The following is a 15,226-nucleotide window of genomic DNA, read 5'->3' as shown; positions in this document are numbered from 1 at the left end:
AAGATTGACGATCAGTTAACCGTCGCGTTGCCGGGAGGTCCTGAGCGGTACACGCGCCGCCGGGAGCGTTCCTGTCATGCGAGTCATAGTCGTCGGAGCGGGCGTGCTGGGCACCATGCACGCCTGGCAGGCAGTAGAACGCGGCCACGAGGTCGTCCACATCGAGCGCGAGGAGCAGGCGCGCGGCGCCTCCGTGCGCAACTTCGGGCTCGTCTGGGTCGGCGGTCGCGCCGAAGGGCCCGAGCTGGAGACCGCGCTGCGGGCCCGCACCCTGTGGGAGGAGATCGGCGGACGCGTCCCTGGCCTGGGCTTCCGCCCCAACGGATCGCTCACCGTCGTCACGAACGAGGCCGAACTGGCCGTCGCCGAGGCGGCGGCGTCGCGTACGGACGCGGCCGAGCGCGGCTACAAGCTGCTGACGGCCGAGGAGACCCGAGCCCTCAACCCGGCGCTGCGCGGCCGGTCGGTGCTGGGAGCCCTGTGGTGCGAACGGGACGCCGCCGTCGAGCCGCGCACCGCGCAGCGCGCGCTCCAGGACGCGCTGCGTGCCTCGGGCCGCTACACCTTCCTCGGCGGACGCGAGGTGCGCGGCGTGGTCCCCGAGCGGCTCGCGGCCGTCCGCGACGACCGCGGCGAGGTGCACGAGGGCGACGCGGTCGTCCTGTGCACCGGTGCCTGGCTGGGCGGGATGGTGCGCGAACTGGCGGGCGAGGTGCCCGTGCGCCGCGTGCGCCTCCAGATGATGCAGACCGAGCCGCTGGACGAGGAGCTGACCACCTCCGTCGCCGACGCGGACAGCTTCCGCTACTACCCGGCCTACGGCGGCGCCGCGCTCGACGCGCTCGCCGCCGCCCAGCCGCAGCGGCCCGTCGCCGCCGCGCACAAGATGCAACTGCTGATGGTCCAGCGCCGCGACGGCTCGCTGACCATCGGCGACACCCACGAGTACGAGACGCCCTTCGCCTTCGACGTCGACGAGGAGCCCTACGGGCATCTGAAGCGGGTGGTCGAGGACCTGCTCGGGCGCGAACTGCCCCCCGTGCGGCGGCGCTGGGCGGGCGTGTACGCGCAGTGCACGGACCGCGAGCGCGTCGTGCACCGGCAGCGGCTGCGCGAGGGCACCGAATCATGGCTGGTCACCGGGCCCGGCGGGCGCGGCATGACCTGCTCCCCGGCGATAGCCGAGGACACCGCGAACGCACTGGGATGGTGAGGAAGTTGACCGAGAGCGGCAGCAGCGGCAGCGGCGGCGGCAGCGACAAGGACGGCACCGGGCGCGTCAAGCTGGTCGTGCTGGACATGGCGGGCACCACCGTCGCCGACGGCGGGCTCGTGGAGCGCGCCTTCGGGGAGGCGGCCCAGCGTCTGGGCGTCGAGCCCGGCACCCCGGACCACGAGGAGAAGCTCGCCTATGTGCGGGCGACGATGGGCGAGTCCAAGATCTCCGTCTTCCGGCACCTCTTCGGCGAGGAGGAGAAGGCACGACGGGCCAACGCCGAGTTCGAGCGCGCCTACGGAGAGCTGGTCGACGCCGGGCACTGCGCCCCGCTGCCAGGCGCCAGGGAGGCGATCGAGCGGCTGCGCGACGCGGGGCTGACCGTCGTGCTGACGACGGGCTTCGCCCGTACGACGCAGGACGCGATCCTCGCCGCGCTCGGCTGGCGCGACCTGGTTGCGCTGACCTTGTGCCCCGCCGACGCGGGCGGGCGCGGCCGTCCGTACCCCGACATGGTGCTCGCGGCGCTGCTGCGCACGGGCGCAGCGGACGACGTGCGCGAGGTCGCCGTCGCCGGGGACACCGCGTACGACATGCTCTCCGGGCGCCGCGCGGGCGCGAGCGTCGTCGCGGGCGTCCTGACCGGCGCCCACGACAAGGGGCAGCTCAGCGAGGCCGGAGCCACGCATGTGCTCGGCTCCGTCGCGGAGCTGCCGGAGCTGTGCGGGGTGCGGTGATGAGGCGGGCCACGGACACGGGCGCCGACGCGGGCACGGGCGCCGACGCGGGCACGGGCGCCGACGTGGGCAAGGGCGCCGTTACGGGCACGGGCACGGGCGCTGACGTGGGCAAGGGCGCCGTTACGGGCACGGGCACGGGCGCTGACGCGGACACGGCGACCGGCACGGCTCGGGCGACCGCCCGGACAACCGCAGCCGCAACCGCCACTGCCACCGACACCGCCACGCCCCCGGCCGTCACCTCCAGGAGCGCGGGCGCCCGCGCGGGCATCCGGTTCGACGAGGTCACCGTCGCCTACGGCGGCACCGTCGTCCTCGACACCTTCGACCTCACCGTCGAGCCCGGCGAGGTCATGGCGCTGCTCGGCCCCTCGGGCTCGGGCAAGACGACCGCGCTGCGCGCCGTCGCGGGCTTCGTGCGGCCCGCGTCGGGGCGGGTGTGGCTCGGCGACCGCGACGTCACGGACCTGCCGCCGCACCGGCGCGGCGTCGGCATGGTCGTGCAGCAGTATGCGCTCTTCCCGCACATGCGCGTCGCCGACAACGTCGCGTTCGGCCTCAAGGCCCAGAAGGTGCCGCGCGGCGAGATCGCGGGCCGGGTCGCCGAAGCGCTGGAGATGACGGGCATGAGCGCGTACGCACAGCGCTACCCGCGCGCGCTCTCGGGCGGGCAGCAGCAGCGCGTCGCCATCGCGCGGGCGCTGGCCATCCGCCCCGACGTGCTGCTCCTCGACGAGCCGCTGTCCGCGCTCGACGCGCAACTGCGCTCGGGAATGCTGGCCGAACTCGCGCGGCTGCACCGCGAACTGCCCGACGTCTCGATCCTCTACGTCACCCACGACCAGGTCGAGGCGCTGACCCTCGCCGACCGCATCGCCGTCATGGACAGGGCGCGGCTCCAGGACGTCGGCACGCCGCAGCGGCTGTACCGGGAGCCGCGCTGCGCGTTCACGGCGTCCTTCGTCGGCAGCGCGAACCTGCTGCCGGTCACCGGCGGCCCCGGGAGCACGGTGCTGTTCGGCGACGTGCCCCTGGAGATCGCCGGGGGCGCCCAGGCAGCCGGGCCCGGCCTCTCCGACGGGCATACCGCCACCCTGTGCGTGCGCCCCCACCTCGTCTCGCTGGACGGCCCCGGAGCGCCGCAGGGGCCCAACACGCTGCGCGGCACCGTGACCGGGCTCCAGTGGCGCGGTGCCACGCACCGGGTCACCGCGGACGTGGGAGGCCACGAGGTGACCGCCGAGGTGCGGGAACTGCGGACACCGCCCGCGCTCGGCGACGAGGTCACCCTCTCCTTCGCGGCCGAGGACGGGGTGCTGATCCATGGCTGAGCCGACCGCGACAGCGACCGCATCGGCGACCGCGACCGCGCTCGCCGAGCGGTCCCCCGACGCGCCCGACCGGGCCGACGGCCAACGCGCCGCCCCCGCCGCGCGGCGCGGCGCACCCACCGTTCCGTCCGTTCCGGCCGCGCTGTGGGCCCTGCCGCCCGTCGCCGTCCTCGTGGTCGTCTTCCTCTATCCGCTCGTCCTCGTCGTCGTGCAGTCCGTCTCGCCCGACGGCGGCGGCACCTCCCTCGCCCCGTACGGGGAGGTGTTCTCCTCCGCGGCCTTCAGGGAGGCCCTGGTCACCACCGTGTGGATCGCGGCGGGGGCCACCGTCGGCTGCCTCGTGCTGGGCTTCGTCCTCGCGCTCGTGGTCGCCTTCGTGCCGTTCCCAGGGAGCAGGGCGGTCGCGAAGTTCATCGACGTCTTCCTGTCCTTCCCCTCCTTCCTCATCACGCTCGCGCTGCTGTTCATCTACGGCTCCGTCGGCATGGCCAACGGCCTCTGGACCGGCGCCACGGGGGCGAGCGAGGGACCGTTCCACTTCCTGACGACGCCCTGGGGCGTGCTGCTGGCCGAGGTCACCTACTTCACGCCCTTCGTGATGCGTCCGCTTCTCGCCGCGTTCTCGCAGCTCGAAACGGCGCAGTTGGAGGTCGCCTCCTCGCTGGGCGCGCGCCCGCTGCGGATCGTGCGGACCGTGATCCTGCCCGAGGCGTACCCCGCGCTGATGGCGGGCGGCAGCCTGGTCCTGGTCCTGTGCCTGAACGAGTTCGCGATCGTGCTGTTCACCGGCGCCAAGGACGTCGTCACGCTGCCGATGCTCGTCTACAGCAAGGCGATCCTCGAATCCGACTACGTCGCCGCCTGCGTGGTCGCCACCGTCAACGTCGCCATCTCGGTGGGGCTCTACGCCCTCTACCGCGCCGTCGCGGCGCGCGCCGCAGCGGGATCCGGAACCGGAACCGGAACCGGAACCGGAGCCGGGGCAGAAGGGAGCGGACGCCGTGCTCGTCCACAGCCGTAAGGGACGCTGGGCCGCCTGGGCGCTGTTCGCGGTGCTGTTCGTGCCGCTGTTCGCGACGCCCCTGCTGGTGATCGCCGTCGCGTCCTTCTCCACCAACTGGAGCGGAGCCTTCCCCTCGGGGGCCACCCTCGCCCACTACGAGGCGGCCACCCGCGGCGAGTCCCTCGCCGCGCTCGGCGTCAGCCTCCAGACCGCCGTCGGCGCCAGCCTCGTCGCGCTCGTCGTCGGCACCTGGGCCGCGCTGGCAGCGGCGTCGATGGGCAGGCGGCTGCGACGGGTGCTGGACGCGCTGTTCATGCTGCCGGTCGCGGTGCCCTCGGTGGTCGTCGGGCTGGCCGTGCTCGTCGCCTACAGCAAGCCGCCGGTGACCCTCAACGGCACCCGCTGGATCGTGATCCTCGCGCACACGGTGCTCGTGACCGCGTTCGCGTTCCAGTCCGTCTCCGCCGCCGTCAGCCGCCTCGACCCCGCCTACGAGCAGGCCGCAGCCTCCCTCGGCGCGCGCCCGACGTACGTCCTGTGGCGGGTGAAGCTCCCACTGCTGCTGCCGTCCCTCAACGCGGCGGCCGGGCTCTGCTTCGCGCTGTCCATGGGCGAGCTGAGCGCCACGATGATGCTCTACCCGCCCGACTGGATGCCCCTGCCCGTCCAGATCTTCGCCGCCACCGACCGTGGCTCCCTCTTCACCGGCTCGGCGGTAGCGGTCGTCCTGATGGCGACGACGCTGCTGGTGCTGCTGGCAGTGTCCCGCGTCCGTACGAAGGCGTCGTACCGCTGAGGCGCTGCCGCCCCGCGTTCTTCCCTCCCTCCCTCCCTCCCTCCTAAGGAGCCCTTTGCCATGCCCCGCCACACCACGCGCACGTCCACATCCACGCTCACCGCCGCGGCGGTCGGCGCGCTCGCCCTCACCGTCACGCTCACCGGATGCGGAGGCACAGGCTCCGCCGCCTCCGACGGCAGGACCGTCACCGTCTACAGCGCCGACGGCCTCAAGGGGGACAAGGGCGACGGCTGGTACGACAAGCAGTTCAAGGAGTTCGAGAAGGAGACCGGCATCAAGGTCGAGTACGTCGAGGGCGGCTCCGGCGAGATGGTGCAGCGCGCCGTCCGCGAGAAGAGCAACACCCAGGCCGACGTCATGGTGACCCTGCCGCCCTTCATCCAGCAGGCCGACAGCCAGGGCCTGCTGGAGAAGTACACGCCCAAGGGCGCCGAGAACGTCGCCGAGGGCGACAAGGCCGCCGACGGCACCTGGACCAGCGTCGTCAAGAACTACTTCGGCTTCATCCACAACACCAAGGAGCTGCCGGAGGGGAAAGCGGAGGCGCCGAAGACCTGGGACGACCTGCTGGACGCCAAGTACAAGGACAAGCTCCAGTACTCCACCCCCGGCGTCGCGGGCGACGGCACCGCGCTCCTGGTCAAGGCGATGCACGACATGGGCGGCGAGAAGCCCGCCATGGAGTACCTCGGCAAGCTCCAGAAGAACAACGTCGGCCCCTCGTCCTCCACCAGCAAGCTGGCCCCCAAGCTGGACAAGGGCGAACTGCTCGTCGCCAACGGCGATGTGCAGATGAACTACGCCCAGGCCAAGTCCATGCCGAACCTCGGCATCTGGTTCCCCGCCAAGGACGAGAACGCGAAGCCCACCACCTTCGCGCTCCCCTACGCGGCCGGCCTCGTCAAGGGTGCTCCGAACTCGGCCAACGGCAAGAAGCTGCTCGACTTCCTGCTGAGCGAGCAGGCACAGCGCGACGTCTCCTCGGTGGGCGGCGGCTTCTCCGCGCGTACGGATGTGAAGGCCACCGACGAGAACGCCACCGAGCTGGCCTCCCTCATGAAGGGCGTGGAGATCTTCCGGCCCGACTGGGAGGACGTCGAGAAGAACCTCGACGCGTACATCGACGCCTGGAAGTCCGCCACGGGCTCCTGACGCGCCCCGGGCGCACGGGACCGGCGTCCCCGGCGCACGGGTCCGGCCGTGGCGGTTAGGCTGATCGCGCGGCCGGACCCACCGGCAGGCCCCGACGAGACCTGGCAGGAGCCGTCACGTGGCAGAGCGCAAGCCGATCGAGTCATGGCTCACCGACATGGACGGTGTGCTGATGCACGAGGGCGTTCCGGTTCCCGGAGCGGACGCCTTCCTCAAGCGGCTGAAGGAGTCCGGCAGGCCGTTCCTCGTGCTGACGAACAACTCGATCTACACGCCCCGCGACCTCCACGCCCGCCTCGGCCGCATCGGCCTGGACGTGCCCGTCGCCAACATCTGGACCTCGGCGCTGGCCACGGCCCAGTTCCTGGACGACCAGCGCCCCGGCGGCACCGCGTATGTCATCGGCGAGGCCGGGCTGACCACCGCGCTGCACGACATCGGGTACGTGCTGTCCGACACCGAGCCGGACTACGTCGTCCTGGGCGAGACCCGCACCTACAGCTTCGAGGCGCTGACCAAGGCCATCCGCCTCATCAACGCGGGCGCCCGCTTCATCGCCACCAACCCGGACGAGACCGGCCCCTCCGCCGAGGGCGCGCTGCCCGCCACCGGGTCCGTCGCCGCGCTGATCACCAAGGCCACGGGACGGCACCCGTACTTCGTCGGCAAGCCCAACCCGCTGATGATGCGCGCCGGGCTGAACGCCATCGGGGCGCACTCCGAGACCTCCGCCATGATCGGCGACCGCATGGACACCGACGTACGGGCCGGGATGGAGGCGGGCCTGGAGACCTTCCTCGTGCTGACAGGGCTCACGGCACCCGACGAGGTGGACACCTTCCCGTACCGCCCGACGACCGTCGTCGACTCGATCGCCGACCTGGTGGACCGCGTCTGAGCGGACGCGGGGCGGCAGGTGCCGGACGGTGGACGGCGCGGGCCGCGTGAGGGCGTGAGCGGACGTCACCGTACGGAGTAGTAAGCGGCCTCTCCGGATGCGGAGGGGCGCGGGCGCGGGGACCGTCGGGAGTGACCGACCCGGAGGTTCACCATGCGGAGCGACCTCACGTCCACCCCCGCCGCCGACGGCACCCCGCGCACGCGCACGCTCACCGCGGCCCAACACCCCCTCGCCCTCGCGCTCCTGGCCACGGCGGCGCTGGGCACGTCGCTCGGCCTCGCGCAGGGCACCGCGTTCGCGGACGGCGAGGGCGCCCCGCATGCTCCGAGCGCCCCGCACGCCTCGCGCCCGGGTCCGGCGCTGGTCAACCCGCCCTCGGCACGTCCCGGCGGCGAGGTCGATGTCCACGTCGACGGCTGCGGGGACGACACGGGCCTCGCCCGTTCCCCCGCCTTCGCCGACGACGCGCCCCTGCGGCTCGCCGCCGACGGCGGACTCACCGCGCGTGCCACGCTCAGCGCCTCGGCGGAACAGGGCGCACACGGCGTCACGGTCTCCTGCGACGGGGGCCGGGTGGCCAGGGGCTCCGTCACCGTCGACGATGCCGCGCCCGCGCCGGGCCCGCCCCCCTCGCCCTCCGCACCCGTACGGGCAGGCGGCGGCGCCATGGCGGACGAGGGCACGCGCCCCGGACCGCTCACCCAGGCGGCCTGGCCGGTGTTCGCGGCCGGGGCCGCGCTGATGGTGGCGGGCGCCGCGCTCGCGCTCCGACGACGGCGTGCCGAGTACCGGAACACCACGCCCACGCCCGCACCGGATGCGCATCCTGCGACGGGGCCCGCGACGAGCCCCCTCCCGCCCGACACGGGCACCGACACAAGCAACGCACGCGGCGCGGCCGACCGAGCGGCCGAAGCGGACTCGTGAGCCCGGCGTCCGAGCTGCCCCCGGACACCCCGGACGGCGAGCCCAGGACGTCGGCCCGGAGCAGGCTCACCACGGGCGTGGCCTGGGCCGTGCTGCTGCTCGGGCTGTGGCTGTGGGGGCGCGAGCTGACCGAAGGCGGGCGGAGCGGCGCCGTGTTCGGCGACGACTCCCGCACCCGTGGCGCCGCCGCCGGAACCCAGCGCCTGCCCGCGGCCCACGATCCGCTCCCTGGCACACCACGCCCTGTGAAGCTGCGCATCGGCGCCCTCGGTGTCCGCGCCCCCGTGATCGCGCGCGGCGTCGAAGGGCACGGCGGCATAGCGGCACCCCCGTACAGCAGGCCGGGGCTCGCGGGCTGGTACGGCGCCGGACCCGTACCGGGCGCCCGGGGCGCCTCGCTGATCGTCGGGCATGTGGACACCGAGCGGCACAAGGCCGTCTTCTACGGGCTCAGCAGCGCCGACCGGGGCACGAGGATCGAGGTCACCAGGTCGGACGGCACCGTCGCCGAGTTCACCGTCGAGCGGACGAAGGTCGTGCGCCACGAGGACTTCGACGCGCGCGAGGTCTACGGGCCCGCCGTGCGCGGCCGGTCCGAACTCCGCCTGCTCACCTGCGGCGGCGCCTTCGACCACGAACGGCGGGCCTACACCTCCAACGTCGTCGTCTCCGCCTACCTCACCGGTTCGCGCGGCACCCCCGCCGGCTCCTGAACCCCGACTCCCTGACCTCGGCCCTCCGCTTCCCCGATTGCGCTGTGAGCGTGCGGCGGTTCCGCGAGGGGACGCGGGAGGGGAAAGTCGGTGCATGAGACTTCTGTTATTGGGCGGTACGGAGTTCGTGGGGCGCGCTGTCGCCGAGGAGGCGCTGTCACGGGGCTGGGAGGTGACCGTCTTCCACCGGGGACGCCACACGCCCCCGCCCGGCGTCACGGCCCTGCGCGGGGACCGGCACGGCACGGAGGACGGCCTGACGACCCTGGCCGAGGGGGAGTGGGACGCCGTCGTCGACACCTGGTCGTGGGCCCCGTCGGCGGTACGGGACGCGGCGCGGCTGCTCGCGGACCGCGTGGACCGGTACGTGTACGTCTCCAGCCGCTCGGTCTACGCGCCACCGGTCGCGCTGGGACTGGACGAGGACGGACCCGTGCTGGATGCCTCGCCGGACGACGGCGACGACGGCGCTGACGTGCCCTACGCGCGGGCCAAGCGCGGCGGGGAACTGGCCGCGCTGGACGCCTTCGGCGACCGGGCGCTGCTGGTGCGCGCGGGGCTCGTCCTCGGCCCGTACGAGAACCTCGGGCGGCTGCCCTGGTGGCTGGCGCGGATCGCGCGCGGCGGGCCGGTACTGGCTCCGGGACCGCGGGATCTGGGCCTCCAGTACATCGACGCGCGCGACCTCGCCCGCTGGACGGCCGACGCGGTGGAGCGGCGGCTGAGCGGTCCTTACAACCTGGTGAGCCCGCCGGGCCACGCCACCATGGGCGAGCTGCTGGAGGAGTGCGTACGCGTCACGGGGTCCGGCGCCGAACTGTGCTGGACCGCTCCGGAGACCATCCTCGCGGCGGGCGTCGAGCCGTGGACCGAGCTGCCCGTCTGGGCCCCGCCGGGGGAGCAGTGGGACGCGCTGTTCGGGGGCGATGTGTCCAGGGCGCTGGCCGCAGGGCTGCGCTGCCGTCCCGTCGCGGACACCGTGGCGGCGACGTGGGAGTGGCTGCGGGGCCTGGACGGGCCGCCGCCCGTGCGGGACGGCTGGCGGGCCGGGCTGGATCCGGACCGGGAGGCGCGCGTCCTGGCCGCCCGCACCTGACGGGCCGCGTCCGACGGGCCGGGCCCGACGACGGGCGGGCCGGGGCAGGGCGGTGAGCGGGCCACGTACCCCGCTCACCGCCCCACGGCACCGCGTGCGACGTGCCGTTACGCGTCCCCGGACGCCCCGGCGGGCTCCGCCGTGGTCCGCGAGGTCCGCGCACCCTGTCCCTGTCCGGCACGTGCCGCGCGCAGCCCCAGCGCGCCGAAGGTGACGCCGAGCGCCGCCCACAGCAGCACGTGCGAGGCCAGCGAGAGCACCCGGAAGTCCCACAGCAGCGGCGCGGGCACCGGCACGGGGTCGGGGTTGCCAGGGAGCAGGAAGAGCACCGCGAGCGTGCCGGCCGCGGCGGCAGCCGCGGCGAGCTGGCGCACCGGAGCGCCGTGCCCCGCGCGGCCGAGCCGTACGTGCAGTTGCCAGGCCAGCAGCATGCCGAGCACGCCGATGGCGAGCGCGGCGACCCACAGCGCCTGCCGTTCGGAGACGGTGCCGCTGTCGCCGACGCCGGGCGGATTGGCGGGATAGCGCAGCGCGGGCAGCAGCGACAGGGCGAGGAACCCGGCGCCCGCGAGGGTCAGCGCCCGCTCCCAGGGGCGGTCGTGGAGCGTGCGGGTGCGGTGGACGAGCACATACGCCAGGGCGAAGAAGACGCCGATGGCGAGCCCGACGACCACGGCGGTGACCACCAGGCCGAAGTGCTGGGTGCCACGGGAGAACAGTTCCTCGGCCTCCGCCGCGTGCGAGTGCGCCTGCCCGCCGCCCCCGTGCGCGTGGGCGTGCTCGGCAGCCGCGCGCTTCTCCTCCAGCCCGATCGCCCTGTCCATCAGGGGCTCGGCGAGGAGCAGCGAGAAGAGCCCCGAGAGCAGCCCGGCCACGCCACCGGCCGCGAGCCCTCTGCGCAGCAGGGGCAGCAGCGGATACGGGGCCGACGCCGACGAGACGGGAGAAGGGTGAGAAGACGTAGAAGGGGAGGAAACGGGCGGTGAAGGGGAAGCCGGTGATGAGGATGCGGGTGTCATGTGCGCAGGCGTCCCGTCAGTGGCAGGGGGCGCCGAAGAGGTGCCTGCCGTCGTGCGAGAACTCGTGCAGATAGCTGCCGGTGGCCGAGATGATGTTGCCGTTGTCGACGAAGACGGCGTAGAGCGCGATCAGCGCGACGATGGCCGCCGCGGCGGCGATGAGCCAATCGCGCGAGCGGATCGTGACATCGGCCTCGGGAAGGGCCGCACCGGTCGCGGTCGGTTGAGCGGTGTGCAGGGACATCCGCGTGCCTCCTCCTGGGGTTTCCACGCCCCGTTGGCGGAGAAGCGACAGGTCAGTTCCTGACTCCCGTGCGGCCCCGGGCGGCGTGCGCGCGCCCCGGCCTCACGGACACAGTGGCGGGACCGTCCCGGAATCGCACCGGGTTCCTGCGCACCGTCGCCTCAGTATGAATATGTACCGCTCGGAGAGTCCCAGCCTGGCATGTCCACTGTCAATACGGCCTGTGCGGGGTGCCCGGCGGGGATCCACTCCCCCCTCAGGAGGACTCCGGCCGGGCACCCTTGTCCCTGTCTCCGGGCCTGCGAGAGGAAGGGGCCCGGAGAAGGGGAGCGTGCGAGGCCGGGGTCCAGGGCCTCGGGGTCACCGTAGAACGTCCCGCGTGACCCGTCACGCAACGATCCGGCCTACACCCCTGGTTTCAGGCCGAGTTGACGGGCGGGTAAGGCCGTGGTCCGGGGCACGGGAGGCCCGCGGCGGCCACCCGTAACAGCTGCACGACAGTTTCGCGGCCAGCGCGTGGCCCTGTGACACGATGGCCAGGTCCGGTGTGTTCCAGGGGGCCGGGGGAGTGTCTCCCGGTCAGTGCGGCCGAGGGGGAGTGGATGTACGGCAACTACGCCGGCGGGAGGAGCGGGAGTGCCCATCCGGGTACGGGCGCCCGTACTCGTGCGCGTACCCGTACGCGTACGAGGTGCGTCGCGGGCGGCGCGGCCGTGGGGGCTGTGCTGCTGCTGGCCGGGTGCTTCTCGTCGTCGGACGGTGGTTCCGGCGGGGGTGGCGAGAAGTCGGGCGAGGCCGGGCAGCGGCCCAGGTCCGTCGCCCCGTACTGGGTCAACCCGCAGGGCAACGCCGCGCGTCAGGCCGCCGAGTACCGCGGCGCGGACAAGGCCGACGAGGCGGCGCTGATCGACAAGATCGCGAAGCAGCCCGTGGCCGAGTGGGTCGGCACCGAAGACCCCCAGGGCCAGACGGAGAAGCTGACCAGCGCCGCGGCCAAGGCCGACCGCGAAGCGCTGCTCGTGCTCTACAACCTCCCGCACCGCGACTGCGGCCAGTACTCGAAGGGCGGCGCGGCGGACGCGGGCGCCTACCGCGACTGGCTCGACAAGGTCGTCAAGGGCATCGGGGACCGCGCGGCCACGGTGATCGTCGAACCGGACGCGATCCCGCACCTGCTGGCCGAGGGCTGCACGCCCCAGGAGTTCCACGACGAGCGGTACGCGCTGCTGAACGAGGCCGTGACCAAGCTCAAGGGCCTGTCGAAGACCAAGGTGTACCTGGACGCGGGCAACCCCGACTGGGTGCGCGATCCGGGCGGTCTCGTGGAGCCGCTGCGGCGCGCGGGCATCGACAAGGCGGACGGCTTCGCGCTGAACGTCTCCAACTACCAGACCACCGCCTCGAACGTGGCGTACGGCAAGAAGGTCTCCCCGATGATCGGCAACAAGCCGTTCGTCGTGGACACCAGCCGCAACGGCAACGGCCCCGTCGAGAACGCGGCGGCCGACGAGGAGGCGTGGTGCAACCCCGAGGGCCGAGCCCTCGGCAAGGCGCCCACCACGAAGACGGGCGAGCCGCTGGTCGACGCCTATCTGTGGATCAAGCGCCCCGGCGAGTCCGACGGGGAGTGCAAGGGCGGCCCGAAGGCGGGCGAGTGGTGGCCCGAGTACGCGCTGGACCTGGCCCGCAACACGAAGGGCTGACGTTTCCGGCGGTCGTCAGCAGATCACTCGGTGATGCGGCGGGACCACCCCCGCGCGTGCGGGGAGCACCGGTTGAGGTAGCGCTCGGCGAGCCGGTCGGGGGGACCACCCCCGCGCGTGCGGGGAGCACCCCTGCGACGGCGGGGGAAACACCGAGCCCGGGGGACCACCCCCGCGTGTGCGGGGAGCACCCTTCGTGACCTGGGATGCTAGTCGCTGAATGCGTCATTCTGCGTCACTTCGCCCTGCGGGTTCTCGATGAGGGGGGCGTGCTGCTCGGGATCGATGATGTCGGTTGTACCGCGAGGCTACTGTCGTGGCCAGCTTTTGCCCTGCGCACAGCGTTACGCGGCGGTCACCCGACTGCCTTGCGTACCGCGTCCAGGGCCAGCCGCCACGGGAATCCGCGCGAGTCGCCGTGCTTCGGTGGATGTGGCTCGCCCGGCCCGAACACCACCCGCACGCCCTGCTCCCTCAGTGTCTCGACGGCCCGGTCCACCGCTGGTTGCGCGCCGAGAGCCGTGCTCCAGAATGGGGCCGCGACGACCGGTACTCCCAGGTGCACGCCCTCGGCCGGGAGCCCCAGGGCCACCGTGTCGGTAATCCCTGCCGCCCACTTGCAGGCGCTTGTCGTCGTCATCGGCGCCACCAGCATCGCGTCGGCGGGTGGCAGCGCGTCTTTTTCCCAGGGGAGCTTGTACTGCGACCGCACCGTGCGCCCGGTCAGTTCCTCCAGTTCGTGCAGCCGCTCCCCGTGCCAGCGGGCGGCCGAGGGCGTGAGGATCAGGCACACGTCCCAGCCGTCCTGCTGCGCGAGGCGTACCGCCTCATCGACGTACCGAGTGGGCCCAGCCGCGCATGAGATCAGATACAGAATCGTCATGCGGGGAGTCCACATTGACGGCCCAGCTCGCGCAACTTCTCGCTCGGCATGGGAACTGCCCGTAACACGTCTTTCACCAGTTCCATCGTGGTCTGTCGCCCGATTACCTCTTCGGGAGCGATTCGAGCCGCCTCAAGAAGAGACTCGACGGCAGCATTCTTGCGCCGTGTCAAGAGGCTGGCGCGTGCCATCGTGATGAGGTGTTGCGCTTTGCGCTCCCGAGCCATCCCGTCGAACGCGACGGCGTCAATCTCGTCCGCTGCCTCCAGCGCTGACCACCCGTCCTCGAAGCGCGCAGCCACGTCCACCCGGTGCAGAAGCACGTTGGTGGGACCGAACATCGTCCAGTCGGCGTTGAGATCAACACCCTGCTGGTCTGCCGCTTCCGCCGCCTGCGCGATGTACCCGCTCGCCCGCTCCACCACGTTCAACGACCGCTGCGCGGTGGATGTGGCAGTGGCCGCGACGAGGTAGAGCATCCCGAGCGTGGAGAGACCTTCCGGGCCGCCAGATGTCAGGTCGGGACCGAGACTGCGGGCGGCATCCACGGCGAACGCCGCTGCTGCTGCTGGTTGCTGCTGGTGAGCCAGGCTCCGTGCTACCTGGCGGGAGGCCGCTCCGATGGCGACCGGAGAGCCAGCCGCCTTCGCGGCAGCCAGTGCCCGATCTGCAACGATGCCTGCGGTGATCGCCGTACTGGCACCGTACTTGTGCAGCAGTGACGCGGTGAGCTGCAGGACCCGAGAATGCAGCGCGTGTGCCTCCATGGCTTCCGGTCCCGCCAGGTCCACGGCGCGCTGCGCCTGCTTGATCAGCGTTGGGAGGTCACGGCCAAGAGCGGTGAAGTGGCACGCCTGGTACGCCGCACAGCAATACACCAGGCGGTTTCTCATCTGCTCCATTGTCGGAAGTGGCGCGCTTTCCGGCAGCCTCTGATAGATGGAGTCGATGACTCCGACTATCTCAACTGGAGGCGTAGTCGCAGGTGGCGGATCAGGAGGGCCGTCTATCAACAGTTGCTCCAGGGGGACGCGGAGGATCTCGGAGGCGCGAATCAGGACAGAGAGCCGCGGGTCCCCTTGACGGCGCCCGCCCTCTAGTTCCTGCACCCAACGCTTCGTCTGACCCATGTAGCGTCCGAAGTCGGCCTGGGTGAAGCCACGACGCTCACGCCAGTAGGCGATACGGCGGCCGATGCGCCCAGCTTCCATGGTGACCCCCTGAGCAAGGCACACACTTTGTGTGCCCATCTCCGTTGTACCTCGCTCTACGTTGCACGTACATACGGAACGTAGCGAAGGGGTAGCCGTGAGATCCACTTTTACGTCAACGGAGGCACCCCCTTCTGATGCCTGGTCCCCGCCCGTCGGGGTCGCCGCCGTACTGGAGCCCGCCGGGGTTCACTGGGACGCGGTATTCGTGCGCCGTGAGGCGCTGATTTTCCGAGTGGAGGTGAGAGACCTTCGCCGCTGTGCTGTCGCAGCAGTGCGGTGAAGCTG

General features: G+C 72.4%; 15 protein-coding genes and 1 riboswitch. Of the genes, 11 read left to right on the top strand and 4 right to left on the bottom strand.

Going from position 1 to position 15,226, the window contains the following annotated elements; genetic code table 11:
* Positions 1–76: 76 nt before the first annotated feature.
* From ACYVOO_RS06460 to ACYVOO_RS06415, 10 genes are all read left to right on the top strand, one after another.
* Positions 77–1,213: a TIGR03364 family FAD-dependent oxidoreductase gene (locus ACYVOO_RS06460; RefSeq protein ID WP_461014663.1), complete on the top strand. Its 1,137-nt coding sequence runs from the start codon at positions 77–79 to the stop codon at positions 1,211–1,213.
* 71 nt (positions 1,214–1,284) lie between these two features.
* Entirely contained in the window at positions 1,285–1,953 is a 669-nt protein-coding gene (locus tag ACYVOO_RS06455) for a phosphonatase-like hydrolase (RefSeq protein WP_461014767.1), read from the top strand.
* Entirely contained in the window at positions 1,953–3,287 is a 1,335-nt protein-coding gene (locus ACYVOO_RS06450; RefSeq protein WP_461014662.1) for an ABC transporter ATP-binding protein, read from the top strand. The genes ACYVOO_RS06455 and ACYVOO_RS06450 overlap by 1 nt, the downstream gene beginning before the upstream one ends.
* The gene (locus ACYVOO_RS06445; RefSeq protein ID WP_461014661.1) at positions 3,280–4,308 is read left to right on the top strand and encodes a 2-aminoethylphosphonate ABC transporter permease subunit; all 1,029 of its coding nucleotides are present in this window, start codon (positions 3,280–3,282) and stop codon (positions 4,306–4,308) included. The genes ACYVOO_RS06450 and ACYVOO_RS06445 overlap by 8 nt, the downstream gene beginning before the upstream one ends.
* The gene (locus ACYVOO_RS06440; RefSeq protein WP_461014660.1) at positions 4,289–5,086 is read left to right on the top strand and encodes an ABC transporter permease; all 798 of its coding nucleotides are present in this window, start codon (positions 4,289–4,291) and stop codon (positions 5,084–5,086) included. Before ACYVOO_RS06445 ends, ACYVOO_RS06440 begins: the two co-directional genes overlap by 20 nt.
* Positions 5,087–5,146: 60 nt before the next feature.
* Complete coding sequence (locus ACYVOO_RS06435) at positions 5,147–6,241, top strand: 2-aminoethylphosphonate ABC transporter substrate-binding protein (protein ID WP_461014659.1); 1,095 nt, start codon at positions 5,147–5,149, stop codon at positions 6,239–6,241.
* A 118-nt stretch (positions 6,242–6,359) separates the two neighbouring features.
* Positions 6,360–7,139 carry an HAD-IIA family hydrolase gene (locus ACYVOO_RS06430; protein ID WP_453348798.1) on the top strand — a complete coding sequence of 260 codons (780 nt, stop codon included), beginning with the start codon at positions 6,360–6,362 and terminating at the stop codon, positions 7,137–7,139.
* A 153-nt stretch (positions 7,140–7,292) separates the two neighbouring features.
* The gene (locus tag ACYVOO_RS06425) at positions 7,293–8,069 is read left to right on the top strand and encodes a hypothetical protein (RefSeq protein ID WP_461014658.1); all 777 of its coding nucleotides are present in this window, start codon (positions 7,293–7,295) and stop codon (positions 8,067–8,069) included.
* Positions 8,066–8,782: a class F sortase gene (locus tag ACYVOO_RS06420; protein ID WP_461014657.1), complete on the top strand. Its 717-nt coding sequence runs from the start codon at positions 8,066–8,068 to the stop codon at positions 8,780–8,782. The genes ACYVOO_RS06425 and ACYVOO_RS06420 overlap by 4 nt, the downstream gene beginning before the upstream one ends.
* 94 nt (positions 8,783–8,876) lie before the next feature.
* Positions 8,877–9,878, top strand: coding sequence for an NAD-dependent epimerase/dehydratase family protein (locus tag ACYVOO_RS06415; RefSeq protein WP_461014656.1), 1,002 nt, complete (start codon positions 8,877–8,879; stop codon positions 9,876–9,878).
* 107 nt (positions 9,879–9,985) lie between these two features.
* Here ACYVOO_RS06415 and ACYVOO_RS06410 read toward each other — a convergent pair whose 3' ends face one another.
* On the bottom strand, positions 9,986–10,897 hold the full coding sequence (locus tag ACYVOO_RS06410) for a CbtA family protein (protein ID WP_461014655.1): 912 nt from the start codon (positions 10,895–10,897) through the stop codon (positions 9,986–9,988).
* A 16-nt stretch (positions 10,898–10,913) separates the two neighbouring features.
* Positions 10,914–11,141, bottom strand: a complete 228-nt coding sequence (locus tag ACYVOO_RS06405) for a CbtB domain-containing protein (protein ID WP_453345659.1) — start codon at positions 11,139–11,141, stop codon at positions 10,914–10,916.
* A 32-nt stretch (positions 11,142–11,173) separates the two neighbouring features.
* A riboswitch (cobalamin riboswitch) is annotated at positions 11,174–11,314 on the bottom strand.
* A 429-nt stretch (positions 11,315–11,743) separates the two neighbouring features.
* Here ACYVOO_RS06405 and ACYVOO_RS06400 point away from each other — a divergent pair.
* The gene (locus tag ACYVOO_RS06400) at positions 11,744–12,844 is read left to right on the top strand and encodes a glycoside hydrolase family 6 protein (protein ID WP_461014654.1); all 1,101 of its coding nucleotides are present in this window, start codon (positions 11,744–11,746) and stop codon (positions 12,842–12,844) included.
* 355 nt (positions 12,845–13,199) lie between these two features.
* Here ACYVOO_RS06400 and ACYVOO_RS06395 read toward each other — a convergent pair whose 3' ends face one another.
* Complete coding sequence (locus ACYVOO_RS06395) at positions 13,200–13,727, bottom strand: flavoprotein (RefSeq protein WP_461014653.1); 528 nt, start codon at positions 13,725–13,727, stop codon at positions 13,200–13,202.
* Positions 13,724–14,938 (bottom strand): helix-turn-helix domain-containing protein, encoded by a 1,215-nt coding sequence (locus ACYVOO_RS06390; protein ID WP_461014652.1) that lies wholly within the window; start codon positions 14,936–14,938, stop codon positions 13,724–13,726. Before ACYVOO_RS06390 ends, ACYVOO_RS06395 begins: the two co-directional genes overlap by 4 nt.
* Positions 14,939–15,226: the final 288 nt, after the last annotated feature.

It is taken from the genome of Streptomyces daliensis, assembly GCF_054782395.1.
This window is presented reverse-complemented; position numbering and strand designations above follow the sequence as displayed.